This window comes from Pseudomonas sp. WP18 (assembly GCF_036689585.1).
GTDB classification, from domain to species: Bacteria; Pseudomonadota; Gammaproteobacteria; order Pseudomonadales; family Pseudomonadaceae; genus Aquipseudomonas; species Aquipseudomonas chlororaphis_E.
Map to the genome: position 1 here is coordinate 3,328,383 of NZ_CP144758.1, position 23,602 is coordinate 3,351,984.

21 protein-coding genes are annotated in these 23,602 nt (G+C 62.4%); 9 read left to right on the forward strand and 12 right to left on the reverse strand.

Annotated elements, in window-relative coordinates:
- Positions 1-58 precede the first annotated feature (58 nt).
- Both V5F23_RS14710 and V5F23_RS14715 read left to right on the forward strand, forming a co-directional pair.
- Complete coding sequence (locus V5F23_RS14710; RefSeq protein WP_172679699.1) at positions 59-232, forward strand: DUF6026 family protein; 174 nt, start codon at positions 59-61, stop codon at positions 230-232.
- 413 nt (positions 233-645) lie between these two features.
- A complete protein-coding gene (locus V5F23_RS14715; protein WP_042730459.1) occupies positions 646-2,385 on the forward strand; it encodes a phosphoethanolamine transferase CptA in 1,740 nt (579 codons plus the stop codon).
- Positions 2,386-2,478: 93 nt separating this feature from the next.
- Here V5F23_RS14715 and zapE read toward each other — a convergent pair whose 3' ends face one another.
- From zapE to V5F23_RS14730, 3 genes are all read right to left on the reverse strand, one after another.
- A complete protein-coding gene (zapE, locus tag V5F23_RS14720; RefSeq protein WP_338495450.1) occupies positions 2,479-3,597 on the reverse strand; it encodes a cell division protein ZapE in 1,119 nt (372 codons plus the stop codon).
- 183 nt (positions 3,598-3,780) lie between these two features.
- A complete protein-coding gene (locus V5F23_RS14725) occupies positions 3,781-4,122 on the reverse strand; it encodes a nuclear transport factor 2 family protein (protein ID WP_042732615.1) in 342 nt (113 codons plus the stop codon).
- Positions 4,123-4,173: 51 nt separating this feature from the next.
- Positions 4,174-4,890 (reverse strand): YafY family protein, encoded by a 717-nt coding sequence (locus tag V5F23_RS14730; RefSeq protein WP_042732614.1) that lies wholly within the window; start codon positions 4,888-4,890, stop codon positions 4,174-4,176.
- A 158-nt stretch (positions 4,891-5,048) separates the two neighbouring features.
- Here V5F23_RS14730 and V5F23_RS14735 point away from each other — a divergent pair, with 158 nt between their 5' ends.
- Positions 5,049-5,519: an LEA type 2 family protein gene (locus V5F23_RS14735; RefSeq protein WP_042732613.1), complete on the forward strand. Its 471-nt coding sequence runs from the start codon at positions 5,049-5,051 to the stop codon at positions 5,517-5,519.
- A 1-nt stretch (position 5,520) separates the two neighbouring features.
- Here the strand turns inward: V5F23_RS14735 and V5F23_RS14740 are convergent, their stop codons facing one another.
- Entirely contained in the window at positions 5,521-6,444 is a 924-nt protein-coding gene (locus V5F23_RS14740; RefSeq protein WP_042732616.1) for a carbon-nitrogen hydrolase family protein, read from the reverse strand.
- An 85-nt stretch (positions 6,445-6,529) separates the two neighbouring features.
- Here V5F23_RS14740 and V5F23_RS14745 point away from each other — a divergent pair, with 85 nt between their 5' ends.
- On the forward strand, positions 6,530-7,438 hold the full coding sequence (locus tag V5F23_RS14745) for a LysR substrate-binding domain-containing protein (protein WP_338495452.1): 909 nt from the start codon (positions 6,530-6,532) through the stop codon (positions 7,436-7,438).
- Positions 7,439-7,441: 3 nt separating this feature from the next.
- Here the strand turns inward: V5F23_RS14745 and V5F23_RS14750 are convergent, their stop codons facing one another.
- Positions 7,442-7,696 (reverse strand): hypothetical protein, encoded by a 255-nt coding sequence (locus V5F23_RS14750; RefSeq protein ID WP_003181187.1) that lies wholly within the window; start codon positions 7,694-7,696, stop codon positions 7,442-7,444.
- Positions 7,697-7,854: 158 nt separating this feature from the next.
- On the opposite strand from V5F23_RS14750, the gene V5F23_RS14755 reads away from it, so the two are divergent.
- Positions 7,855-8,172 carry a DUF883 family protein gene (locus V5F23_RS14755; protein WP_042732611.1) on the forward strand — a complete coding sequence of 106 codons (318 nt, stop codon included), beginning with the start codon at positions 7,855-7,857 and terminating at the stop codon, positions 8,170-8,172.
- A 178-nt stretch (positions 8,173-8,350) separates the two neighbouring features.
- On the opposite strand, the gene V5F23_RS14760 is transcribed toward V5F23_RS14755, so the two are convergent.
- The 3 genes from V5F23_RS14760 to V5F23_RS14770 form a co-directional block, all read right to left on the reverse strand.
- Complete coding sequence (locus tag V5F23_RS14760) at positions 8,351-10,219, reverse strand: feruloyl-CoA synthase (RefSeq protein WP_338495453.1); 1,869 nt, start codon at positions 10,217-10,219, stop codon at positions 8,351-8,353.
- A 131-nt stretch (positions 10,220-10,350) separates the two neighbouring features.
- A complete protein-coding gene (locus V5F23_RS14765; RefSeq protein WP_042732034.1) occupies positions 10,351-11,799 on the reverse strand; it encodes an aldehyde dehydrogenase in 1,449 nt (482 codons plus the stop codon).
- A 107-nt stretch (positions 11,800-11,906) separates the two neighbouring features.
- Complete coding sequence (locus tag V5F23_RS14770; protein WP_042732035.1) at positions 11,907-12,737, reverse strand: p-hydroxycinnamoyl CoA hydratase/lyase; 831 nt, start codon at positions 12,735-12,737, stop codon at positions 11,907-11,909.
- A gap of 214 nt (positions 12,738-12,951) precedes the next feature.
- On the opposite strand from V5F23_RS14770, the gene V5F23_RS14775 reads away from it, so the two are divergent.
- On the forward strand, positions 12,952-13,434 hold the full coding sequence (locus tag V5F23_RS14775) for a MarR family transcriptional regulator (protein ID WP_338495454.1): 483 nt from the start codon (positions 12,952-12,954) through the stop codon (positions 13,432-13,434).
- Between the two features lie 57 nt (positions 13,435-13,491).
- Here V5F23_RS14775 and V5F23_RS14780 read toward each other — a convergent pair whose 3' ends face one another.
- Positions 13,492-14,799, reverse strand: a complete 1,308-nt coding sequence (locus V5F23_RS14780; RefSeq protein WP_338495455.1) for an OprD family porin — start codon at positions 14,797-14,799, stop codon at positions 13,492-13,494.
- 309 nt (positions 14,800-15,108) lie between these two features.
- Here V5F23_RS14780 and mhpT point away from each other — a divergent pair, with 309 nt between their 5' ends.
- A complete protein-coding gene (gene mhpT / locus V5F23_RS14785; RefSeq protein ID WP_338495456.1) occupies positions 15,109-16,320 on the forward strand; it encodes a 3-(3-hydroxy-phenyl)propionate transporter MhpT in 1,212 nt (403 codons plus the stop codon).
- On the opposite strand, the gene V5F23_RS14790 is transcribed toward mhpT, so the two are convergent.
- Positions 16,299-17,210 carry an AraC family transcriptional regulator gene (locus tag V5F23_RS14790; RefSeq protein ID WP_042732980.1) on the reverse strand — a complete coding sequence of 304 codons (912 nt, stop codon included), beginning with the start codon at positions 17,208-17,210 and terminating at the stop codon, positions 16,299-16,301. The genes mhpT and V5F23_RS14790 overlap by 22 nt on opposite strands.
- 230 nt (positions 17,211-17,440) lie before the next feature.
- Here V5F23_RS14790 and V5F23_RS14795 point away from each other — a divergent pair, with 230 nt between their 5' ends.
- Both V5F23_RS14795 and V5F23_RS14800 read left to right on the forward strand, forming a co-directional pair.
- Positions 17,441-18,214, forward strand: a complete 774-nt coding sequence (locus V5F23_RS14795; protein WP_123579106.1) for an L-iditol 2-dehydrogenase — start codon at positions 17,441-17,443, stop codon at positions 18,212-18,214.
- A gap of 192 nt (positions 18,215-18,406) precedes the next feature.
- On the forward strand, positions 18,407-19,258 hold the full coding sequence (locus V5F23_RS14800) for a CAP domain-containing protein (RefSeq protein ID WP_047738768.1): 852 nt from the start codon (positions 18,407-18,409) through the stop codon (positions 19,256-19,258).
- 701 nt (positions 19,259-19,959) lie between these two features.
- Here the strand turns inward: V5F23_RS14800 and mqo are convergent.
- Positions 19,960-21,600 (reverse strand): malate dehydrogenase (quinone), encoded by a 1,641-nt coding sequence (mqo, locus tag V5F23_RS14805; RefSeq protein WP_042729343.1) that lies wholly within the window; start codon positions 21,598-21,600, stop codon positions 19,960-19,962.
- 351 nt (positions 21,601-21,951) lie between these two features.
- The gene (locus tag V5F23_RS14810; protein ID WP_338495458.1) at positions 21,952-23,157 is read right to left on the reverse strand and encodes a heparan-alpha-glucosaminide N-acetyltransferase domain-containing protein; all 1,206 of its coding nucleotides are present in this window, start codon (positions 23,155-23,157) and stop codon (positions 21,952-21,954) included.
- Positions 23,158-23,602 lie beyond the last annotated feature (445 nt).

The window sequence follows — 23,602 nt, forward strand, 5'->3', positions numbered from 1 at the left end:
TCGACCAAAATGCTGGCGACGTCTCTATAGTTGATGTACGCCATTTGCGAGGTGAGCAATGGGCCCAGTCGTTACCGCACGTCCTCCCCAAACCCTTTATGTGACCATTCGTCGCGATGAATTGCGCCTTCTCAAGGAAGAGCGTGATCTGCTGCTAGATGAAGTGACGCAGTTGCGCATGCAGTTGCAGCACGCACAGCTGTCCCACCAGAACCAGGCTGTGGCGCGGTAAGCGTCCCAGAGGCACGGCATCAGGAAGGGACATTGGGCAACCCGGTGTCCTTCCCATGAAAAACAGCCCTCCCTCGTGTGGCAGGGCTTTGTGAAGCCACCTTGTGGGAGCCTGCTCCCACAAGCCTGATCCTCATCCCCTTTCCCGATACCCGCCACCGTGGGAGCGAGCCGGCCCGCGGAAACCGCGTTTGCGTGAAACTCAATGGCGGCTGAACCAACACCTTCGCGAGCAGGCCCGTCTTCACAGGAAGGCGTCCCCTTGCGCACCTAAGTCAGCATTTTGTAACCAAAAAACTCACGAAGTTTTCACAAGCGGCTCGCGATACTGCCGACCTTTAGGGTTGCTCGGCGTGTGCCTGCGGTCACCAATCCGGTACCGCCAGGCGCGTCGATAACAGGCTGGAGCGCTTGATGAGTTTGTTCAAACGCAGCACAACGACTGCGAAAGGTTTTGACTGGGCCGGGCTTGGCTGGCTGTTCCTGTTCTTCTGGTATTTTTCGGGCATAACCCAACTGCTCATTCTGCTCAGCGACACGTCCGGCTTCACCGGGTTTCGCCAGGCATTCGTGATGAGTGCCCTGTGGCTGGCGCCCATGCTGCTTTTCCCCGCCCGCACCCGCCTGCTCGCGGCCCTGATCGGGATCGTGCTGTGGGCCTGTTCCATGGCGAGCCTGGGGTATTTCTTCATTTACCAGCAGGAATTTTCCCAGAGCGTCATCTTCATCATGTTCGAGTCGAACGTGGCGGAAGCCGGCGAATACATGACGCAGTATTTTGCCTGGTGGATGGTGCCGGCGTTCCTCGCCCACACCGTCGTGGGCTATCTGCTCTGGACCCGCCTGCGCCCGGTCTACCTGCCGCGTGGGCAGGCCATTGTCGCGGCGGCGGCCATCGTGGTCGCCGTGGTCGGCTATCCATTGATCAAGCAGACCCAGCGCACCGGCAGCTTCGCCGGTGGCCTGGAAAAATTCGAAGACCGCATCGAGCCCGCCGTGCCTTGGCAGATGGTCGTGGCCTACCGACGCTACGGCGAACAACTGGAAAACATGCAAGGCATGTTGCACAGCGCCAGCAAGATCGCGCCGCTGAATCACCTCAAGGACGCCATGGCCGACCAGCCGGCGACCCTGGTGCTGGTGATCGGTGAGTCGACCAACCGTCAACGCATGAGCCTCTATGGCTACCCGCGCGAAACCACGCCGGAACTGGACAAGCTCAAGGACCAGCTCGCGGTGTTCGACAACGTGATCACCCCGCGCCCCTACACCATCGAAGCGCTGCAGCAGGTGCTGACCTTCGCCGACGAGGAAAATCCGGAGCTGTACCTGAGCACGCCTTCGCTGGTGAGCATGATGAAGCAGGCCGGCTACAAGACCTTCTGGATCACCAACCAGCAGACCATGACCAAGCGCAACACCATGCTCACGACCTTCTCACAGCAGGCCGATGAGCAGGTGTACCTCAACAACAACCGCAACCAGAACGCCGCCCAGTACGACGGCGACGTGATCGAGCCCTTCAACAAGGCCCTGGCCGACAGTGCCCCGCGCAAGTTGATCGTGGTGCATCTGCTGGGCACCCACATGAGCTACCAGTACCGCTATCCGCCGACGTTCGATAAGTTCACCGACCGCCAGGGCGTGCCGGCAGGTGTGCGTGACGACCAACTGCCCACCTACAACAGCTACGACAACGCGGTGCTGTACAACGACTTCGTGGTTTCCAGCCTGATAAAGGACTACGCCAAGAGCGATCCCAACGGCTTCCTGCTGTACCTCTCGGACCACGGTGAAGACGTCTTCGACTCCCAGGGCCATGACACCCTGGGCCGCAACGAAGCCAAGCCGACCGCGCCGATGTACACCATCCCGTTCATGGCCTGGGCTTCGCCCAAGTGGCGCGAAAGCCATGACTGGAGCTTTGCCGGCGACCTGTCGCGGCCCTACAGCAGCTCGCACCTGATCCACACCTGGGCAGACCTGGCGGGCCTGAGCTTCGACGAGCTGGATCACAGCAAGAGCCTGGTCAGCGACCAGTTCAAAGCGCGACCACTGATGATCGGCAACCCGTATGAAAGCCAGCACAAGGGCCTGATCGATTTCAGCCTGATCAAACCCAAGGCGCCTGTGGCTGAAATCGTCCAGAAATGATCGAAAACGGCAGAATGCCCCTGGCTTCTGCCATGACCATTTCCATTTCACATCGGTAGTACCGACGGCGTGGGGCCGACGGCGAGGGCCCGGTCAGGCGGGTTGACCAAAACGTTGCATCTGCATTTCCTGGAGCCGACTGAGCGTGCGGCGAAACGGGAATTGCAGATAACCTTCGGTGTACAAGTCTTCCATCGGCACCTCGGCGCACAGGTACAGCGGCACCTTGCGGTCGTAGCACTCGTCGACCAGGGCAATGAAACGCCGCACGCCATCGTCATGGACTGACAATTGCGGCAGTTCACGGTCGCCGGCCTCCACCCGCTCGACCCCATCCTCGGTACCACGGGCAATGCGCCCTTCGCGCTGTTCGGCGCTCAGGCAAGGCACATCGCCGAGCAGGATGACGCTGAAACGGTCACACAAGGCCATGAAATCCAGCGCCGAGAACGGTTGCTCACAAAGATCGGCGTAGCGGCTCCAGAGCACCGTATCGCCAGCCCGGACAGGCTCGAGCTGGCGATGGCCGACCTCAATCGGCCTGCTGGCGAGCGTTTGCCCACCCGCCAACTGGTCAAAGACCGCGGCAAACGGGTCGGGTTGCCCGCAGTCGCGTACCCAGTAGCGTTGCTGCACCGTGCCCGGGTGTTGGCGATGGTCCTGCCACCCGTTCACCGGCACCACTTGCATGTATTGCTTGATCGCGCTGATGGTCGGCAGGAAGCGTTCACGGTTGTGGCCGTTGGCATAGAGTTCTTCGGGCGGCAGGTTGGACGTACTGACGATCACCATGCCTTGTTCGAACATCACCTGGAACAGCCGTCCGAGGATGATGGCGTCGCCGATGTCGGTGACGAACAATTCGTCGAAGCACAGCACCCGCACCTCGGCACTCAGCTCCCGGGCCAAGGCCTGCAAAGGGTCCGGAGTGCCGGTCAGTTGGAAGGAGCGCTGGTGCACCCAGGCCATGAAGTGATGGAAGTGCTGGCGGCGCGCCGGCACCTTGAGGCTCTCGTAGAAGCGGTCCATCAGCCAGGTCTTGCCACGGCCCACCGGCCCCCACAGGTAAACGCCCTTGATCGACTTGCGGCCTTCGCCCAATGCCTTGTGGCATTGTTCCAGGGCCATGATCGCCAGTTCCTGGGCCTCGTCCTGGACGAAGCCGTGGTGTTCGATGGCGTGCTGCCAGGCACTCAGGGGGGAGTCAGTCATGCGGCCCAGGTCCGGGGGAAGAAGGACCGGGAGTATGCCATGTGAAGGCATCGAAAAACCTGTGGCGAGGGGATTTATCCCCGTTGGGGCGCGTAGCGGCCCTGTCTTTTTGCGGTTGCTGCGCAACCGATCGGGGATAAATCCCCTCGCCACAACAGCGTTCACTTCAGAGCGACAGAAACACTAGACCGAGATATCCAGCCGGCTGATCTTGCCCTGTTCGTCGAGCCGGAAGGTGTAGCGCAACTCCAGCGGGCTGCCGGGAAAGGTGCCGGAGATCAGGTTCTGCACCAGCACCTTGCCGGTACGTTGCTGCACATTGAGCACTTGCACCCGTGGCTGGTAGCGCTGGGCGGTGTCTTCCATCCATTGGGCGATGGCCTGGGCACCGAGGCGGTGGTGGCCTTCATCGAACACGCTGGCGTTTTCGGCGAAGAAACGCGTCACCGCCGAGCTGTCACGGGCGTTGGCGGCGGCAATATAACCGGCGATGGCCGGGGCCAGGGAAGAGACGGGGTTGGACATGGCAGGGCTCCTTGTTTTATCGATCTGGCGCCATGCTAGAACACTGCTGTGTCAGTTTTTGTCAGGAGTGAAGCGCCCGTTTTCGTCCAGTTGCATCAGTGCGAACCAGGCGCGCAACAGGTCGCTGCGCCGCCCGGGGTAGCGCTCGCCCTGCTCGGCGGCCGAGGCAATCCGGTCGGTGCGGAAGGTACGGTAGGCCCCTCGCAATTCGCACCAGGCCACCACTACCCGCGCCTCGTTGAAAAAGCCCAGGGCCAGCGGCCAGATCAACCGCTGGCTGGGGGTCTTGTTCACGTCGGCGTAATCGATGTGCAGCTTGGCCTGGGTGCGAATGGCCTGGCGATAGACATTCAACTGCACGGTGTTCTGCGGGTAGCCATAACCCGGCGGCCCGGGCAGCACCGTGGGATTGCGCAAGGCGTCACGAACGTCCGGGGCAAGCACCGCCTCCACCTTCGCCAACGCGTCGGCGGCAGCCTTGCCCAGCACGTCGTCGCCACGCTGGTCCACGTAGCGCAAGCCCAGCACGATGGCTTCGATCTCATCGGCGGTGAACATCAGTGGCGGCAGGAACAGCCCACTGCGCAAGACATAGCCAATGCCCGCCTCACCCTGGATCGGCGCACCGAGGGCCGTCAGCTCAGCGATGTCACGGTACAAGGTACGCTCGGACACGTTCAGCTCGACAGCCAATGTCGCGGCGGTAACCGGGCAACGCTTGCCCCGCAAGACTTGCAGCAAAGTGAGCAGCCGGGTAGTACGCGACACGATGGGCGATCCACAGGGAAATAATTGCCGCAGATTAGCAGAGACGGGTGTCAGAAAATGTCAGGAGCCAGCCTTTTCATGGCCAGGCGCCGGTTGCCGATAATTGCGGTAGCCTGATGACTGCCAGCCCCCCCTGATGTCCATTGCGAGAGTTGACCATGCGCAGATTGTTCGGCCTGTCCCTGCTACTGATGTTGCTCAGCCTGAGCGCCTGCGCCCTGTTCCCGCAGCGCGACCCACTGACGATCAACGTGGTCGGCATTGAGCCGCTGCCCAGCCAGGATCTGGAAATGCGTTTTGCCGTGAAGCTGCGCGTGCAGAACCCCAACGACACCACCCTGGACTACAACGGCGTGGCGCTGGACCTGGAAGTCAACGGTCGTCCCCTGGCCTCGGGGGTCAGCGACCAGACCGGCTCCCTCCCCCGGTTTTCCGAAACGATACTGAGCATCCCGGTGAGCATCTCGGCGTTTTCCGTACTGCGCCAGACCCTCGGCCTGAGCCAGACCCAAAGCCTGGATAACCTGCCTTACGTGCTCAGGGGCAAACTCGCCGGCGGAGTGTTCGGCACCCGGCGCTTCGTCGACCGTGGCACCCTCGACTTACGCGGTTCCACGGCCACCTGGTGAATCATTGGATGAAACGCACACCCGGCTTGGCCCGTTCATCCACCACCAGTTCGAAGATGTCGGGCCGGGCGTAATGGCCGACCACGTCGTAGTCGTACCGCGCGCGCACCAGCTCATCGGTATCGATTTCAGCGGTGAGCAACCCGGCGCAGTCCTTCAAAGGCCCGGCCAGCACATCGCCCATGGGCCCAACGATCATGCTACCGCCCGCGATCAACGGGCGTTCGGCAGGCCAGTTCGCAACCTCGATGCCCAACGCTTGCGGCGAGGCCTGAACCTGGCAGGCACTGACCACGAAACAGCGCCCCTCGTGGGCAATGTGGCGCAAGGTCACTTGCCACATCTCGCGCTCATCCACCGTTGGCGCACACCAGACGTCCACGCCTTTGGCATACATCGCGGTGCGCAGCAGCGGCATCATGTTTTCCCAGCACACCGCCGCGCCCACGCGACCGACCTGGCTGTCGATCACCGGCAGGGTCGAGCCGTCGCCCTTGCCCCAGATCAACCGTTCGGTTCCCGTCGGCATCAGCTTGCGATGCCGGGCCACCAGGCCCGCCTCGGGTTCGAAGTACAGCGCGGTGCAGTACAAGGTACTGGCGCAGCGCTCGATCACGCCCAGCACCAGGCTGGCGCCCGTGCGTGCCGACAATCCGGCCAGGGCTTCGGTTTCGACCCCGGGCACGTCGATGGCATTGGCGAAATAGCGGGCAAACGCTTCGCGTCCTTCCGGCAGGCGATACCCCAGTTGAGTGCCGAAACCTTCGCCCTTGGGGTAGCCACCCAGCAGGGCTTCGGGCATCACCACCAGGCGCGCCCCCGCCTCGCGGATGGCGTCTTCATAAGAAAGGATCTGGGCCAGGGTGTCGCCCTTGCCGCCAGGCAATGAACCGATTTGCAGGGCCGCCACAATGGATTTGGGCATGGTGTTCAACTCCGTCATCAACAAGTGTTGCTGATTTTCCGGCGTCGACCGATCATGAATAAAGCCCCAACCGCTGCTAAATGATATGAGCCTTATGAATATCGCCGACATCGACCTCAATCTGCTCAAGACCTTCGAAGCGCTGCATGACGAGTCCAGCGCCAGCCGTGCCGCCCTGCGCCTGGGGGTGACCCAGTCGGCCATCAGCGCCGCATTGCGCAGGCTGCGTAGCCTGTATGACGATCAACTGTTCGTGCGCACCGGTCGGGGCCTGGCACCGACGTTGCGAGCCAACCAGTTGAAGCCGGTGATCAGCGAAGCCTTGAACAAATGCCGCCAAAGCCTGGCGATGGTGGACCCGCACGCCAACCATTATCAGGGGCGCTCGGTCATCGTCGGGCTGTCCGACGACTTCGAGATCGCCTACGGACGGCGCCTGGTAGAAGAAGTGGCGCAGCGTGCACCGGGCCTGCGCCTGATTTTTCGCCAGACCCACAGCCAGATCGTTGGCCTGGCGCTGATGGAGCGTCACCTCGACCTGGCGATCACGGCCGGCGGTTTCGCCCTGCGGCTGCTCAGCCGCCAGGTGCTGGGGGAAGGCGACTACGCTTGCCTGGTCGACCCGGCCAGCCTGGCGCAAGCCTCGCCGACCCTCAGCCTGGAGGCGTTCGTGGCCCGCGAGCATTTGTTGGTGTCTTCCGGTGGTTTTATCGGCATCACCGATGAAGGGTTGGCCGGGCTCGGCTTGAGTCGACGGGTGTCTGCCTCGACCACCCATTTCGCCGCGCTGCCTTTCCTGCTCAAGGGCAGCCAGGCCGTGGCGACCATTCCGACCCATGCCGCCCAGGCCATCGCGGCCCTCGGCGGCCTTGCGTTGCTGCCCTGCCCCCTGGCGCTGCCTCGCTACCCCATCGAACTCGGCTGGCGAACCCAATTGCAGATGGACCCGGCCGTGATCAAGGTTCGCGAGGCGATTGTCGCCGCCTTCGCGTAGGACTTACTTGTTGGCCGCCATCAGCCGGTTGACTTCACTGCGCACCATGTTGGCGTATTCCGGCGGCGACATGCCGTCCAGTTCGGCGCGCACCCACTCGGCCCACTTGCCCTTGCGCTTGGAACGCTCGCCGAACAGCCGCGCCGCATCACCCTTGGCCTTGCCCAGGTTGTTTTGCCACAGTTCAAAGAGTCGGGATTTTTCGTCTTCCAGGGCGGCGCGCTCGGCCAGGGGCTTGTCAGCCAGATTGAAGCTCATGGGAATTACCTGTTGCGTAAATAGGCGACATCTTACACCTTGCGGCGAACAGCCTTAACCCGCTTTTGGGAATGACCGGTTGCGAGCAGCCCCGTCGCAACTTTTAAGCCCGCGCAGCACTCCATAGTTCACTGCCATCATTTACAAGGAGATACACCATGGCGCGTAGAAGCACCGTGCAAGCAAACGGGGAGCAAATCAAGGACCAGGCCTTCAGCGAGCTGAAGGCGTTGATCGAAGAGTCGGAGAAGTTGCTCAAGAACAGCGCCGCACTGGTCGGCGAAGACGCGGAGAACCTGCGCGGCCAGATCTCCCAGAAACTGCAACAAGCCCTGGATTCCCTCGCCAGCGCGCGGGAGCGAACCCGCCCGATGGTCGACGCCACTGAAACCTACATCGGCGGCCACCCGTGGCAGACCGTGGCGATCTCCGCCGGGTTCGGGCTGGTGGTGGGCTTGCTGCTGGGACGGCGGTAAGCCACCCCTTGTGGGAGCGGGCTTGCCCGCGAAGGCGGTAGCACGGTCAAGTTCATCGCTGACTGACGCGCCGCTTTCGCGAGCAAGCTCGCTCCCACAATGAGGATGGCGGGCTGCTTGGGATTGAGACTCGACGCTAAACTTTGTGGGAGCGGGCTCCCGGTACAACTTGCACCCGCTAGCCCGCCCGCAGGATCGACGCATCCTCGCCCCGATACAACGCCTCGACTTTCTCCGCCCGCCACTGCAACACCGCACGCTGGTTGAGCGAACCCTTGTCGGTGACTTCACCACGGTCGATGGAAGCCGGCTCATCGAGCAGGGCAATCCATTCCACACGGCTGGCGTTACCGCTGGCCTGATGATTCAGGCGCTGCAACCATTCAGTGAACCATTGGCGCACCGCCGAGCTGGCCAGCACCTGGGCATCAGTGGCATCGGCGCCCAGCCCCGACAGGCGACGGCACTCGGGGAGTCGTGGAAACACCAACGCGCCCAGGCATTCGCGATCAGGCGCGGTGACCACCAGGTCCAGGACATAAGGCGTGCCTTCCAGCACGGCGCGATTGCGCAGTGGCCCGACGCTGACGAACACCCCGGACGACAACTTGAAGTCCTCGGCGATCCGCCCGTCGAACATCAGCCCCAATTGCGGATTGCTCGGGTCGGCCAGCTTGATCGCGTCACCGGAGCAATAGAACCCTTGCTCGTCGAAGACTTCCGCGGTCTGCTGCGGTGAGCGCCAGTAGCCCGGCATGATGTGCGGTCCGCGAAACCGGCCTTCGAACTTGCCGTCCACCGGTACCAGCCGCACCTCGCAGCCCGGGGCCGGCAGGCCGATGTAGCCGGCCATCGACAGCGGCCCGGTAGTGAAGGTGCAGGACGGCGCCGCCTCGGTCATGCCCAGCCCTGCCATCATGCGGATGCGTTCGCCGCAATGGGCCTCGGCGACCTTGTCGAGGCGGTCCCAGGTGCCTTGGGACAGGCCGGCGGCGGCAAAGAAAAACAAGCTGATGCGCTTGAAGAAACGCTCGCGCAGTTCGCCGTCCTGCTCCAGAGCGCTGACCAATTCTTCCCAGCCCTTGGGGACCGTCAGGTAGGCCGTGGGCGAAATCTCCTTGAGGTTGCGCAAGGTCTCGGCGAAGCCCTGGGCCGTGGGTTTGCCGTCATCCAGGTAAAACGTGCCACCGTTGTAGAGCACGATGCCGACGTTGTGGCTGCCACCGAACGTGTGGTTCCACGGCAACCAGTCCACCAGCACCGGCGGCGCCTCGCCAAACACCGGGAAGGTCTGTAGCAGCATCTGCTGGTTGGCACAGAGCATGCGCTGGGTGGTGATCACGGCTTTGGGCAACTTGGTCGAGCCTGACGTGAACAGGAACTTGGCGATGCTGTCCGGCCCCGTGGCGGCGAACGCCCGCTCCGCCGCCTCGCCGCCAGGCTGGGCCAGCAGGCTGGAGAAGCGCGTCATAGCGCGGCCCGGCAGCTCGCCACGCACGCTGATCAAGGGTACGTTGGCCGGCAGCACGGCATTGATCGCTCGCTCGAAAGGCGCCGTGTCGCTGACAAACACCAGCCCGGGCTGCAGCAAGTCGCAGACGTGACGCAGCTTGGCGAAGTCCTGGGACAGCAGCGAATAGGCCGGCGACACCGGGCAATACGGGATCCCGGCGTACATCGCGCCCAGGGCCATTTGCAGGTGTTCGATGTCGTTGCCCGACAGCAGCGCCAAGGGTTTTTCCGCCGACAAACCAAAGCCCAGCAGGCTTTCGGCGATGGCGCGGACACTGTCGAGCATCTGCGCGTAGCTGACCCGGCGCCAGTCACCTCCCCCGTCGCGGGCGGCGATGAAGGTGTGCTGCGGGCGGACTTCGGCCCAGTGCACCAGGCGATCGAGCAAACGCGCCGGCAAAGGCGCCAAGGGTTCCAGGGAACGCATGTGCAAGATGCCGTGCTCTTCCCTGACTTCTACGGCGGGATGACCGATCGACACCTGGCGATAACGCCCGGCCGGCGTCCGGGAGGACGATCTGAACTCGGAACTCACGTACATTTCCTCCACCAAGGCACGGTCGGCTCGCATGAAACGAGCGGAGCGTGGCAGCGTCTGGCTGCGGCCTTGTCATTATTATTGGCCTGCATCGCGGCGGCGCTGGGCCGCCGACGATGCGACGGGTTTCAGATCGGGTAATGCCGGGCGCCATTCTGCAAGGTCACCCAGCGCAACTGGGTGAAATGCTCGATGGATGCCTTGCCGCCAAAGCTGCCATAGCCACTGGACTTGACCCCGCCGAAAGGCATCTGCGCTTCGTCGTGCACGGTCGGGCCGTTGATGTGGCAGATGCCCGATTCGACACGCTGGGCCAAGGCCAGGGCACGGGTGGTATCACGGCTGAAGATTGCCGCCGACAAGCCGAACTCGGAGTCATTGGCCAGGCGCAGCAGGGCTTCGTCGCCGTCACCGCGCAGCAGCACGGCCACTGGCCCGAAAGACTCCTCGCGGTACAAGCGCATGTCGGCGGTGACGTTGTCGAGCAAGGTCGGCTGCAGGATGCTGCCGTCCAACTGCCCGCCCGCCACCAGCTTCGCGCCCTTGCCCAAGGCATCGTCGATCAACCCCTTGATGCGCTGGCCGGCACTGGCATCCACCAGCGAGCCCAGCACCGAATCACCGTTTGCCGGGTCACCGGCGCGCAACGTGGCGATCTTCGCGCTCAAGCGCTCGACAAAGGCATCGGCGACACTGGTGTCGACAATCAGCCGCTCGGTGGACATGCAGATCTGTCCCTGGTTGAAGTACGCCCCGAAGGCGGCCGCCTCTACCGCCGCATCCAGGTCGGCGTCGTCCAGCACCAGCAACGGTGCCTTGCCGCCCAGTTCGAGCAAGGCCGGCTTGAGGTGCCGCGCCGACAGTTCACCGACAATTCGCCCGACGTGGGTCGATCCGGTGAAATTGACGCGGCGCACGGCCGGATTGGCGATCAGCCGCTCGACAATCGCCGGCGCATCGGCTGGCGCGTTGCAGATCACGTTGACCACCCCGTCGCCCAGGCCGGCGTCCTGAAGGACCTGGCCGATCAGCCGGTGCACCGCCGGGCTGATCTCGGACGCCTTGAGCACTACGGTGTTGCCACAGGCCAGGGGCATGGCGATGGCGCGAGTGGCGAGAATCACCGGGGCGTTCCACGGCGCAATGCCGAGCACCACGCCGCAGGGCTGGCGCAGGGCCATGGCAAAACTGCCGGGCACGTCCGAAGGGATGATTTCGCCGTTGATCTGGGTGGTCATCGACGCCGCTTCGCGCAGCATGTTGGCCGCCAGGTGTACGTTGAATCCGTACCAGTTGGCCATGGCGCCGGTTTCGCCGGCGGCGGCGATGAACTCGCCGCTGCGGGCTTGCAACTGTTCGGCGGCGCGCAGCAAACGCGTGCGGCGCTCGTTGGGCGCCAGCGCGGCCCAGGCGGGGAACGCGGCTTGGGCCGCAGCCACGGCGGCGTCGGCATCTTCCAGGGTGGCGGCGGCGACGCGCGAGACCACGTCACCGGTCACCGGGTTGCAGCGCTCGAAGGTCCGACCGTCACGGGCCGGGCACGACTGGCCGCCGATCAACAGGGGCACGTCCAGCATGGTGATTCCTCTTTATTGTCTTTATCGGGAATGCAGCGCAGCGGTGTAACAGTAGCGCCGGGGCGACGCGGCGAACAGCGGGATGCGGCCCGCTATCGCCTGTCGCCTCAGCGCTTATAGGTTTGCAAGCCAGGCTTGATGGTCTTGTCGTCCAGGAACTGCTTCATGCCCTGTTCGCGACCGCCTTCGGTGTCCAGCAGGCGCGACTGGTCGAGCTTGGCGTACAGGTAATCCTCGTTCTGCTCCCAGGTCAGCTCGCGGCAGCGTTTGAAGCCATGCTTGGCCGCCCGCAGCACCACCGGGTTTTTCTCCAGCAGGTTGCGCGCCAGCTCCACGGTGACTTCGCGCAGTTGCGCCAGGGGCACGCTTTCGTTGACCAGGCCCATTTCAGCGGCTTTCTGCCCGCCGAATGTCTTGCCGGTCATGATGTAGTACAGCGACTGGCGATGACCCACGGTGTCGGCCATGGCCTTGCTGACCAGGTTGCCGGGCGGGATGCCCCAGTTGATTTCCGAAAGCCCGAAGGTCGCTTCGTTGGCACAGATCGCCAGGTCGCACGCCACCAGCGGGCTGAAACCGCCGCCGAAGCACCAGCCGTTGACCATGGCGATGGTCGGCTTGGCGTACATGCGCAGCAGTTTCCACTGCCATTGGGAGGCCTCGCGGCGGATTTTTTCCTGGAGGATTTCCGGCCCGGCATCCACTTCGCGGAAATATTCCTTGAGGTCCATCCCGGCGGTCCAGGCATCCCCTGCCCCGGTCAACACCAGGACGCCGGCGGCCGGGTCCTGCTCCAGGGTCTCGAGCACGTCGATCATCTCGCGATTGAGGGTCGGGCTCATGGCGTTGCGTTTTTCCGGGCGGTTGAGCGTGACCCAGGCGATGCCCTCTTCGATCTCGACCTTGACCGTTTTCCAGCGACCTTCGTAGTTGCTCATGATGCGGGCTCTCTTGTTCTTTGGCTGAAGATGAGCAAAAACTAAACCTGAAATTTAGTTATGTCAATTAACTATTAATCGATTTACCTGTGTTTTTCCAGCGATGCGAAGGCAGCTGCAAATCAGGAATTCGCGCTCGCCCATAGCCAGGGCGTCGCAACCTCGGCAAAATGCATAGCCTTATTAATTACTCATCCCAAGGATGCTCATTTCGATGGCCAAGTCTTCCAAGCGTGCCGAAACCGCCGAGCCCGTGGCCGCCGGTGCCGAGGCGCCGCTGGACACTGCGCTGGACGACCTGATCGGTTACGCCCTGCGTCGCGCCCAGTTGAAACTGTTCCAGAACCTGATCGGTCGGCTGGCCGTCCACGACCTGCGGCCCGCCCAGTTCTCGGCCCTGGCGATCATCGACCAGAACCCCGGCCTGATGCAGGCTGACCTGGCCAGGGCCCTGGCCATCGAACCGCCGCAAGTGGTGCCGCTGCTGAACAAACTGGAAAGCCGGGCCCTGGCCGTACGCGTGCGCTGCAAGCCGGACAAGCGTTCCTATGGGATTTTCCTGAGCAAGAGCGGGGAAACCCTGCTCAAGGAACTCCAGCAGATCGCCGCCCAGAGCGACCTGGACTCCACGACAGCGCTGTCGGACGATGAGCGGGAGCAATTGCTGCGGTTGCTGAAGAAGGTGTACCAGCAGTAAGGCCCGCACCCAGCCCTGTGGCGAGAGGATCATCCTCGCCACGGGTCTGGCGACGCTTCACCAGATCGGCACGTTGTAGGTCACCAGGAAGCGGGTCTGGTTCTCATCGCGAAACGCCGCGGTGCCCGGAAAGTCATTGCGGTAGATCGATTTGCGCGCCAGCAGCCCGACGTTCTTCAGCGGACCACTCTGGATCACGTAGCCCAACTCCATCTGGAACTCTCGCTCCTTGCGATCCTCGGCACCGAGGGCCGCCAGCTCGATGTGGTCTCCCCGGACATAACGTAGCCTTGTCCTCAGGCCCGGCACACCGACCGCGGCGAAGTCATAGTCATGGATCGCCTGCCAGGTGCGTTCCTTGGCATTGAGGAAATCCGAACTCATGGTCATCTCGCTCAAGCCCATCAACTCGGTGCCCGACACGTAGGGTGTGGCCGTGTCGCCGCTGGCGTGCATGTAGCCCAGGCTCAACCGATGCCCGCCCAGGCGATAGCCGACCAGCGCCGACACATTGATGTTATCGACCTTGCCGGCCTTGGCAGCCCCGTCCTCGCCGCTGAAGAAGCTGCGCAGATCGGTGGTCAACACCCCGTCGCCCAACGGCAGGTCATGCAGCAGCGCCAGGGTGTCCTGACGGTATAGGTCGGCCACTTCGGCGTGATAGGCGCGCAGGCTCAGGCTCTTGCCGACTTGATAGTCGCCGCCGACATAGGCCATGTGGGACGTCGTCGCCGCGCCATTGAAGCGCCGGTTGGGCGCGGCAATGCTCATGGGTTGGTAATCGGTGGAATCGCGTCGGTTGAGGCGGTCGATGTAGCCGGTGTTCAAGGTCAGGCCGTCGATGTCCTTGCTGCTGAGGGTCGTGCCACGAAACGTCTGCGGCAACAGGCGTGACGGACTGGCAAAGGCGAACGGCAGGAAGATCGAGACATCGCCGGTCTTCACCGTCGTCTGGCCAACGCGCAACTTGCCGGTGATGGCCAGGCGCGAATATTCATCGGCGGCACGCTTGTCACTGCTGGACACCGGCAATAACTCGGTGCCGCTGCGGTCCGGCGACGAATCCAGCTTGATCCCGAGCAAGCCGCGGGCATCCAGGCCGAACCCTACCGTGCCGGGCGTAAATCCCGACTCCATGTTTACGATCGCCGCCTGGGCCCATTCCCGGGCCGCGGTCTTGGCGCCGTCGTCCTTGTAGTCGCGGTCCATGTAGTAATTGCGCAGGGTCAGGGTGCCGTGGCTGTCATCGATGAATCCTTCTGCCAGCGCCGCGCTGGAACCCAGGCTCAATCCCAGGCAGGCCAGCAGTTGAACGAAGGGTGAAACAGGGGCCGCCGCCAGGGCGGCCCGCGCAAGATTCGGCATGTCCTATGTCCACTTATTGTTGTTGTTTTTGATCACCCTCGACACCTTCGGGTCGGGGCTCTGGGCAAGGAGAATGGAAAGGCCGTGAAGGTTTCGTCAACTCAACCGTCCGATAATCGAACGTTAATATCATTAATCAATTCAGCAAAATCTCTAAAAATTCCTTTCAACCTCATGATTTCACTGTTTATTTTTACCGCTCCAGCGATTTCCTCTCATCCATTCATTTTTTAGTTAGCTTTGTTAATCTAAATTGCGCTGACCGCTCTCGGTCAGTGCCCCAGGACAAAAACAATAAGAGGATTTGCCATGAACCAGCCGACACGTCGTGCGACGCTGACCATTGCCTTGTGTTTCATCGTTGCGCTGATCGAGGGGTTTGACTTGCAGTCGGCCGGCACCGCCGCCGCGGGCTTGCGGCAGACGTTCACCCTCGACCCGAAAATGATGGGCTGGGTCTTCAGTGCCGGCATTATCGGCTTGCTGCCCGGGGCGTTCTTCGGTGGCTGGATCGCCGACCGCATTGGCCGCAAGAAAATCCTCATCGCCGCCGTCCTGCTGTTCGGCGTGTTCTCCCTCAGCACGGCCTACGTCGAGCAGTTCTCCAGCCTGCTGCTGGTGCGTTTCATGACGGGCCTGGGCCTGGGTGCCGCCCTGCCTAACCTCATTGCCCTGTGCGCCGAAGCCGTGGGTGAGCAGCGTCGCGGCACGGCAATCAGCGTGATGTACGCCGGGGTTCCGCTGGGCGGCGCGCTGGCGGCGGTGGTCGCCATGTTGTTTGGCGAGCACTGGCAGATGACGTTTTTCATCGGCGGGCTGGCACCGCTGCTGGTGGTGCCGTTGATGCTGTTGTGGCTTCCCGAGTCCAGCGCCTTTCGCCAGGTCCGGGAGGTCGGTGGCGACGCGCGTGCTTCAACCGGCCAGGCACTGTTCGGCGAAAGTCGAGGCCGGACCACCCTGGCCCTCTGGCTGAGCTATTTCTTCACGCTGACGGTCATGTACATGCTGCTCAACTGGCTGCCGTCGCTGCTGCTGGAACAAGGCTTCAGCAAGCCCCAGGCGGGCCTGGTCCAGATGCTGTTCAACATCGGTGGCACCCTGGGTTCGTTGATTGGCGGCCTGTTGCTGGACCGCTGCAATGGTTTGAAGGTGGTGCTGTTCGTCTACGCCGGGCTTCTCAGTGCCCTGGCCGGGGTCGGGCTATCGGTGGGCATCGTGCCGATGGTCATCGCCGGATTCGCCGCCGGGCTGTTTGTCATGGCCGCGCAATTGGTGCTCTACGCACTGGCGCCGCCCGCCTACCCCACGGCCGTGCGCGCCACGGGCGTCGGTGCAGCGGTAGCCATCGGGCGCCTGGGCTCGGTCGCGGGCCCCCTGGCCGCCGGGCAGATCCTGGCGGCCGGCGCGGGAACCACCGGTGTGCTGCTGGCGACATCACCCGGCCTGCTGATTGCCGCCGTGGCCGCGATCAGTGTGATGGCCCGTGTCGTGCCGGTGGGTCAGGCGCACGTGGCCCGTTGAGCCAACAGCCGGCGATATTCGCTGGGTGTCTGGTTCATCTCGATGCGAAAGTGCCGGTTGAAATTGGACAGGTTGTTATACCCCACCTCGAAACAGATCTCGGTCACCGGCAATTCGCTGTGCAACAGCAAGCGGCAGGCACGCTGGACCCGCAGCTTGCGCATCAGGTCGACAAAACCATGCCCGGTGATGCGCTTGAAGAAGCGCGAGAAACCGGGCTCGCTCATGTTCAGCCGCCGGGCGATCTCTGACAGGCGCAGGTCACCGGTGAGTTCGGCGTGCAGGTATTCGAAAGCCTGATGGATGCGCTCGCTGCTGCGGGCATCGAGGGTCGGCGCATAGCAAGGGCTTGCCAGGCTCAGCACGTCGGTGTCAGGGGCCTGGCCCAGGGCTTCGAGCAACTCGAGGAACAGCGCCAGGCGCTTGAGCCCCCGGGCCGGGCCGATGGCTTCGAGCAACTGCGCGGCACGCCGTGCGGTGTCGCCGCTGAAGGCCAGGCCACGACGGGCGCGCTCGAACAGCCCCTGCACCTGCGCCAGCTCGGGCAAGGTCGGACGCAAGGCCAGCCACGCCGCACCGTCGAACTGCAGGACCACATCGCGCCCCGCCAGGTATTCGTCGGGGGCCAGGTCCGCCATCCAGTCGTGGGGCAAGCCGGGACCGATCATCGCCACATGGCCGGGACCGAAAGGCCCGATGTAGTCGCCCGCCAACAACTTCCCGCTGCCCTGGCGAATCAGGTGGATTTCGAACTCGGGGTGGTGGTTCCAGCGCGCCAGGGGGTACGGGTAATCGTGCTCGTACCAACGAAAACTGTGCTCGGGCTCGGGCAGGATGACCTCCAGCTCGGCCGGGCGCTGCTCGAACAGGGGGGCTCGGTGATCAGGCATGTCGCATCTCGTCTGGCCTCATGACGGCACCTTACGCCGGATGACCGGCGCCCTGCCAGCCGCGGCTTGACCGTTCACCGATACTTTTTTAACCCGCAGTGCCCTGCGTTAAAAAAGTATCGGTTGGCGATGCTGCCCGCGTTTGTCCGCCTTCGGGCTCGCTGCTGTAATCGGCCTGCCGCCGCCATGGCGACACCCCACCCTTTTGCCATAGAACACAGGACCATCCCATGAAACGACTGGAAGGAAAAAGTGCCCTGGTCACCGGCGCCGCCCGAGGCATCGGCAAGGCGTTTGCCCAGGCCTACATCAACGAAGGTGCCACCGTGGCAGTTGCCGATATCGACCTGGATCGGGCCCGGGCCACCGCCGCCGAGCTGGGCGAAGACGCCTACGCGGTCAGGCTCGACGTGACCGACCAGGCTTCGATCGACGCAGCCATTGCAGCGGTGGTGGCACGTGCAGGCAAACTGGACATCCTGGTCAATAACGCGGCGCTGTTCGACCTGGCGCCCATCGTGCAGATCACACGGCAAAGCTATGAACGGCTGTTCTCGATCAACGTCGCCGGCACGCTGTTCACGCTCCAGGCCGCGGCCCGGCAGATGATCGGCCAGGGCCACGGCGGCCGGATCATCAACATGGCAAGCCAGGCCGGACGCCGTGGCGAAGCCCTCGTGGGTGTCTATTGCGCCACCAAGGCAGCGGTGATCAGCCTGACCCAGTCCGCCGGGCTGGATCTGATCAAGCACCGGATCAACGTCAACGCCATCGCGCCCGGCGTGGTGGAGGGCGAGCATTGGGACGGCGTGGACGCGCTGTTCGCCCGCCATGAAAACCTGCCCCTGGGGGAAAAGAAACGCCAGGTCGGCCAGCAGGTGCCTTACGGCCGCATGGGCACCGCGCAAGACCTGACAGGCATGGCGGTTTTTCTCGCCTCGGCGGACAGCGAATACGTGGTGGCGCAGACGTACAACGTCGACGGCGGCAACTGGATGAGCTGAAGTTCGACGGATTTGCACCTTCAAACGCCGGTGATGGACTTATTTGCCTGAAAATTGATCCCAGTACTTGAGGATTGTCCCGAACGGTGCCCAGCGGTGCCGCTCAGGGAATTTCAAGAGAGCGTGAATACCGTTGCCCCAGCGGGGCAAAAATTGCGCATCATAGGCGCCGTCCGCTCAAGGGAGATTTACATGCGTGCCATTTCATCCGTCATGCGTCTTGTCGTGCTGTCGCTGGGGCTGGTGTTCGCCGCCAGCGCCGCAGCCACCGAAGAGACGCAACTGGTCGAGTCCATCAACCTTTACCGCAGCCAATCCCAAAGCTGCTCCGGGCAGGCTTCGCTGGAGTTGCCACCGCTGGCGATGGATTCCCGGCTGATCCTGTCGGCCAATGGCATCGGCGATCTGCAGCAGGCGCTCGCGCGCACGGCCTACCCGATGGTCAACGTCCAGGCCATCAGCCTGTCCGGACCGCGGGATGCGCAAAGTGCGATGAAGGCCATCCAGGAAAGCTTCTGCCAGGTGGTCCTCGACCCGCAGTTCGTCGACATCGGCGTCAGTCGCATGGACCGTGAATGGCGCATCGTGGTGGCGCGCCCGCTGCTGTCGGCTCGCCTCGGCGACTGGCAGGCCGAAGGCCAGAAACTGCTCAAGCTGATCAACAGCGCTCGGGCCCAACCGCGCCGCTGCGGCACCGAGACCTTTGCCGCCACCACCCCGCTGACCTGGAACGCGACCCTGGCCCTGGCCGCCGTGACCCACACCCGTGCCATGGCCAACAACAATTTCTTCGACCACAAGGACCGTGACAACCGCATGCCCGGCGACCGTGCCGAACTTGCCGGTTACCTGGGCCAGTTGATCGGCGAGAACATTGCCGCCGGGCAAGACACCGCCCTCAAGGTGGTGGACGGTTGGCTGGCCAGCCCCGGGCACTGCGCCAACCTGATGAACCCGCAGTTCCACGAGCTGGGCGCCGGTTACGCCACCGACCCGAAAAGCGATGCGGGGATCTATTGGACGGCGATGTTCGGCACCCAGTAGATGAAAAAAATGAGTGGCGAGCGGACTCATCCCCTCGCCACAAATTTGCCAACTTTCTTAAGTGAACAGCGTTACGCCAGACTGTCTGCCTCTAAAACTCCAGAGCAATAGTCCAATCGCTATAAAGTCCAAAAACATTATTCCGATCAGACATCAACAACTGTAATCCTTGACAGTAGAAACAATCCTCCGGGCACACCATGATCACCCTGGTCACAAACTGCTCTTGAGGAAAATAAAATGAGCACTGAATATCGATACTCAGCGTATGCGGATCGCGGTACCCATAACACTCAATACGGAACGATTACCGCAGACTCACCGGAGGCGGCTGTCCAGGCTGTAAAGGATAAATACAGCAGTTCCCACGTGGTCACCGTTTCCTTGTCGGTAAAAAAGACGTCGGAGGATCCAACACAGCCGACACAATATATCGAGATAGTGACCAAAGCATGAAGGACAGCCCTCTGCATAATTACAGCGCGACTTTCAACAGGGTCGCTTGATCTGGAAAGATATAATCAGCACCACCCAGGAAAACCAGGAACAGCACTTGATCTGGATACTGAACAGCGCATAAAAAAAATCCGGACCCCTCTCGGACTCCGGATTTTCCCTGACGAGTTAAGGTCAACAATCCCTAACTCAACCGCATAACACTCGACAAGCCGCGTTTTGCATTACACCAGACAACGTCAGGCTTACAGCGCCATGTCAGCCGCTGGATTGGCTTCGCGGGCAGCCGCTGGCTGGGCCGGGGCCGGGGTGCCTGGCTTGGTGATCACCGGCGGGGTGTCCAGTTGCAGGACTTCGCTGGTGTAGGCCCATTCCTGGGCAACGCGCTCAGGGCTGTCGTTGAGCTTGGTGCCATAGCTTGGCACGATCTGGTGCAGTTTTTCCTGCCAGGCCGGGCTGGCGACCTTGTCCTTGAAGACCTTCTCCAGCACGGTCAGCATGATCGGCGCAGCCGTCGAAGCACCTGGCGAAGCACCCAGCAGGCCGGCGATGCTGCCGTCCTGGGACGCGACCACTTCGGTGCCCAGTTTCAGCACGCCGCCCTTCTCTTCGTCACGCTTGATGATCTGCACGCGCTGGCCGGCCTGCCACAGGCGCCAGTCTTCCTGTTTGGCCTCTGGGAAGTATTCCTTCAGCGCATTGAAACGATCTTCGTCCGACAGCATCAGTTGACCGGCCAGGTACTCGACCAGTGGGTACTGTTCGATACCGACCTTGGTCATCGGCCACACGTTGTGGGTGGTGGTGCTGGTCAGCAGGTCAAAGTACGAACCGTTCTTCAGGAACTTGGTCGAGAAGGTGGCGAACGGGCCAAACAGGATCACACGCTTGCCATCCAGCACGCGGGTGTCCAGGTGCGGCACCGACATCGGTGGCGCGCCGACCGAAGCCTTGCCGTAGGCTTTGGCCAGGTGCAGTTGGGCAACGGTCGGGTTTTCGGTGACCAGGAACGAACCGCCCACCGGGAAACCGGCGTACTCGCGCGCTTCCGGAATGTCGGACTTCTGCAGCAGGTGCAGGGCACCACCGCCAGCGCCGATGAACACGAACTTGGCGTCGGTCTCGGTTTCGGTACCGTCCTTCAGGTTCTTGTACGAAACGCGCCAGGTGCCGTCTTCGTTGCGGGTGATGTCTTCCACTTCGCTGGACAGTTTCAGCGAGAAGTTCGGTTTACTCTGCAGGTAGGCAGCGAACTGGCGAGTGATTTCGCCGAAGTTCACGTCAGTGCCCAGGGGACTCCAGGTCGCCGCGACTTTCTGGCTCGGGTCACGCCCTTGCATCATCAGCGGCACCCACTTGCCGATCTGCGCTGGGTCTTCGGAATACTGCATGCCGGCGAACAACGGGCTGGCCTGGAGGGCTTCGTAGCGCTTCTTCAGGAACGCGATGTTGTCGTCGCCCCACAGGAAGCTCATGTGCGGCGTGGAGTTGATGAACGAACGTGGGTTCTTCAGCACGCCGTTCTTGACCTGCCAGGACCAGAACTGACGGGAGATCTGGAAGGCTTCGTTGATTTCGATGGCCTTGGAGATATCGACCTTGCCGTTCTTGTCTTCCGGCGTGTAGTTCAGTTCGGCCAGTGCCGAGTGACCGGTACCGGCGTTGTTCCAACCGTTGGAACTTTCTTCGGCAACACCGTCCAGGCGCTCGACCATTTCCATGGTCCAGCCCGGCTCCAGCTCATTGAGCCAGACGCCGAGTGTCGAGCTCATGATGCCCCCACCAATGAGCAGGACGTCCACTTTTTTTGCCTCGGCGGCGTGCGTGGTCGCAAGACCCATCGCCATCGCCAGGCCCAGTAGCGCCGTGTGTGTTTTCTTCAACATGTGTGTATCCCTAGGATGGAACGCCATTCCGCCCTCCTGTCCTGATCAAGGATAGATCACGCCCGTAGCCGGCAGCGCCAGCGTGACAGGTTCGATAGGACTGGAGGATGGACCTACAGGACCGAGCAAATAGGTCGGCCTCAGATTTATGTCTCTCCGGCGCTGACTTCTTGTAGGTCTTGGCTTCAGCTGAGTGAGGGACACTGCAAAACGGTTGTGTTCGGGTCTGGTTTGACCGTGCCCGATTGTCGCAGCGGGGGGAGTTTACATAATGAAATAACCAGACCGAAGCATCTTTTTACATTACGGACGAAAAACGCCGGCCAGATGACGGCGTTTTATTGGCTCTGATCAGAAATACTTGAGAAGCGCGATGTCCCGTCGCCGTTGCTTCAGCTCGGCGAACCAGCGGGTCGGGAAGAACAGCGCCACCCCCAGCAGCACGCTGCACACCCACACCAGGGGCAAATGATCGAAACCGAAATACGCCCCCTGGTTGGTGCCCCAGAAGGCAACCGCCAGCAGGTAAAGGGCCTTGAGCACGTAGAGATGCAACAGATAGAAAAACATCGGCGCGCCGCCGTAGACCGCCAGCAAGGCGATGGTGCCCCGCGCCTGAGCCTTCTCGAACAATGCCAACAGGATCAGGCCAACCCCCAGTGTCGATAGCAGGAACATCAACGATGGCGGGTACTTCGTCGCACTCAGGAAACTCATGGCGGTGCGCAGCGCATCGCCGGTCTGCACCCAGGGCTTGTCGCCATAGACGTTCAGGTAGCGGATGACGACGAATGCCACCAGCAAGCCGATGCCCACCTGCAACAGCCGTCGCACTCGCACGGCGGGGTCCACCTGCCGGGCAAACCACGGTCCGATGGCCCAGCCCAGCAGGATCACGCCGATCCACGGCAGCACCGGGTAAGTGGTGCGGGCGCGGGTGAATTCGGTGAGATCGATGAATGCCCGCTGGTGCAGGATCGACCAGGGCACGAAGAACGGCGAGTCAGGCCCCAGCACGATGCCGTCCAGCAGGTTGTGGCCGGCGACAATGGCGACGCCGATGACGATCAGCCAACTGCGCTTGAGGTGCAACAGCACGGCCAGGGTGATCATGCAAATGCCGATGCACCAGATCACCTGCAGCCACAAAGTCTTGGGGGGAAACTCGGCGGTCCAGGCGAAACACACGAACGTGAGTTCCAGCACGACCAGGAACAACCCGCGCTTGAGCAGGAACACCGAGGTTTCGCCGGCGGTGTGCTTCTGGCTGTAGAGCCAGGCCGACAAACCGGTGAGGAAGATGAACACCGGGGCACAGAGCGTGCTGAGCAACCGGGTGAAGAACAGGTCCGGGGGGACACTCAACGCATCGATCGGGTCGCTGACCTGCCGGTGCAGCAGGAATGTTTCGCGAACATGGTCGACCAGCATCAGCAACATCACGAACCCTCGCAGGGCATCGATGGCCAGCATGCGCACATGGGTTTTGGCGAGGCTCGTGGCGAGGGCGGGCGCGGCGACGCCGGACAGGCTCGTCACAGGGGAAGAGAGGCTCATGGCAATACTCGTCGGGGACCCGTACAAGACAGGGAATGAGAATCCCTGTCAAAAGAAAGCGGATAACATAACACAAAACATCGCGACGAATAGACCCTTCACGGTGGGCACGGGCCTGCTTGCGAAAACGGCGGTTCACTCAGGCTTGTGCCGGCTGATCCTCCGCTTTAGCGAGCCGCTCCCACCGATTCTTCGGCCGGTCCGGATGGCGTGCCCAACGCATATTCATTGTGGGAGCGGGCTTGCCCGCGAAGATGGCTGCAAATCCGACACTTCCGTTGACTGACACAACGCTTTCGCGGGCAAGCCCGCTCCCACAGGTTCTTCGGCCAACCCGGATGGCGTGTCCGACGCCTATTCATTGTGGGAGCGGGCTTGCCCGCGAAGACGGCTGCACATCCGACATCTTGGTTGACTGACCCTCCGCTTTCGCGAGCAAGCTCGC

Excerpts from the sequence above, each read along its gene's own strand:
- V5F23_RS14780 (WP_338495455.1), bottom strand. The coding sequence starts at position 14,799 with ATGCCGAATCTTGCGCGGGCCGCCCTGGCGGCGGCCCCTGTTTCACCC.
- V5F23_RS14795 (WP_123579106.1), top strand. The coding sequence starts at position 17,441 with ATGAAACGACTGGAAGGAAAAAGTGCCCTGGTCACCGGCGCCGCCCGA.
- V5F23_RS14750 (WP_003181187.1), bottom strand. The coding sequence starts at position 7,696 with ATGAGCTTCAATCTGGCTGACAAGCCCCTGGCCGAGCGCGCCGCCCTG.
- V5F23_RS14775 (WP_338495454.1), top strand. The coding sequence starts at position 12,952 with ATGGCCAAGTCTTCCAAGCGTGCCGAAACCGCCGAGCCCGTGGCCGCC.
- V5F23_RS14710 (WP_172679699.1), top strand. The coding sequence starts at position 59 with ATGGGCCCAGTCGTTACCGCACGTCCTCCCCAAACCCTTTATGTGACC.
- V5F23_RS14800 (WP_047738768.1), top strand. The coding sequence starts at position 18,407 with ATGCGTGCCATTTCATCCGTCATGCGTCTTGTCGTGCTGTCGCTGGGG.
- V5F23_RS14725 (WP_042732615.1), bottom strand. The coding sequence starts at position 4,122 with ATGTCCAACCCCGTCTCTTCCCTGGCCCCGGCCATCGCCGGTTATATT.
- V5F23_RS14755 (WP_042732611.1), top strand. The coding sequence starts at position 7,855 with ATGGCGCGTAGAAGCACCGTGCAAGCAAACGGGGAGCAAATCAAGGAC.
- V5F23_RS14740 (WP_042732616.1), bottom strand. The coding sequence starts at position 6,444 with ATGCCCAAATCCATTGTGGCGGCCCTGCAAATCGGTTCATTGCCTGGC.
- V5F23_RS14770 (WP_042732035.1), bottom strand. The coding sequence starts at position 12,737 with ATGAGCAACTACGAAGGTCGCTGGAAAACGGTCAAGGTCGAGATCGAA.
- V5F23_RS14765 (WP_042732034.1), bottom strand. The coding sequence starts at position 11,799 with ATGCTGGACGTGCCCCTGTTGATCGGCGGCCAGTCGTGCCCGGCCCGT.
- V5F23_RS14810 (WP_338495458.1), bottom strand. The coding sequence starts at position 23,157 with ATGAGCCTCTCTTCCCCTGTGACGAGCCTGTCCGGCGTCGCCGCGCCC.
- V5F23_RS14745 (WP_338495452.1), top strand. The coding sequence starts at position 6,530 with ATGAGCCTTATGAATATCGCCGACATCGACCTCAATCTGCTCAAGACC.
- V5F23_RS14735 (WP_042732613.1), top strand. The coding sequence starts at position 5,049 with ATGCGCAGATTGTTCGGCCTGTCCCTGCTACTGATGTTGCTCAGCCTG.
- mhpT (WP_338495456.1), top strand. The coding sequence starts at position 15,109 with ATGAACCAGCCGACACGTCGTGCGACGCTGACCATTGCCTTGTGTTTC.
- mqo (WP_042729343.1), bottom strand. The coding sequence starts at position 21,600 with ATGTTGAAGAAAACACACACGGCGCTACTGGGCCTGGCGATGGCGATG.
- V5F23_RS14715 (WP_042730459.1), top strand. The coding sequence starts at position 646 with ATGAGTTTGTTCAAACGCAGCACAACGACTGCGAAAGGTTTTGACTGG.
- zapE (WP_338495450.1), bottom strand. The coding sequence starts at position 3,597 with ATGACTGACTCCCCCCTGAGTGCCTGGCAGCACGCCATCGAACACCAC.
- V5F23_RS14790 (WP_042732980.1), bottom strand. The coding sequence starts at position 17,210 with ATGCCTGATCACCGAGCCCCCCTGTTCGAGCAGCGCCCGGCCGAGCTG.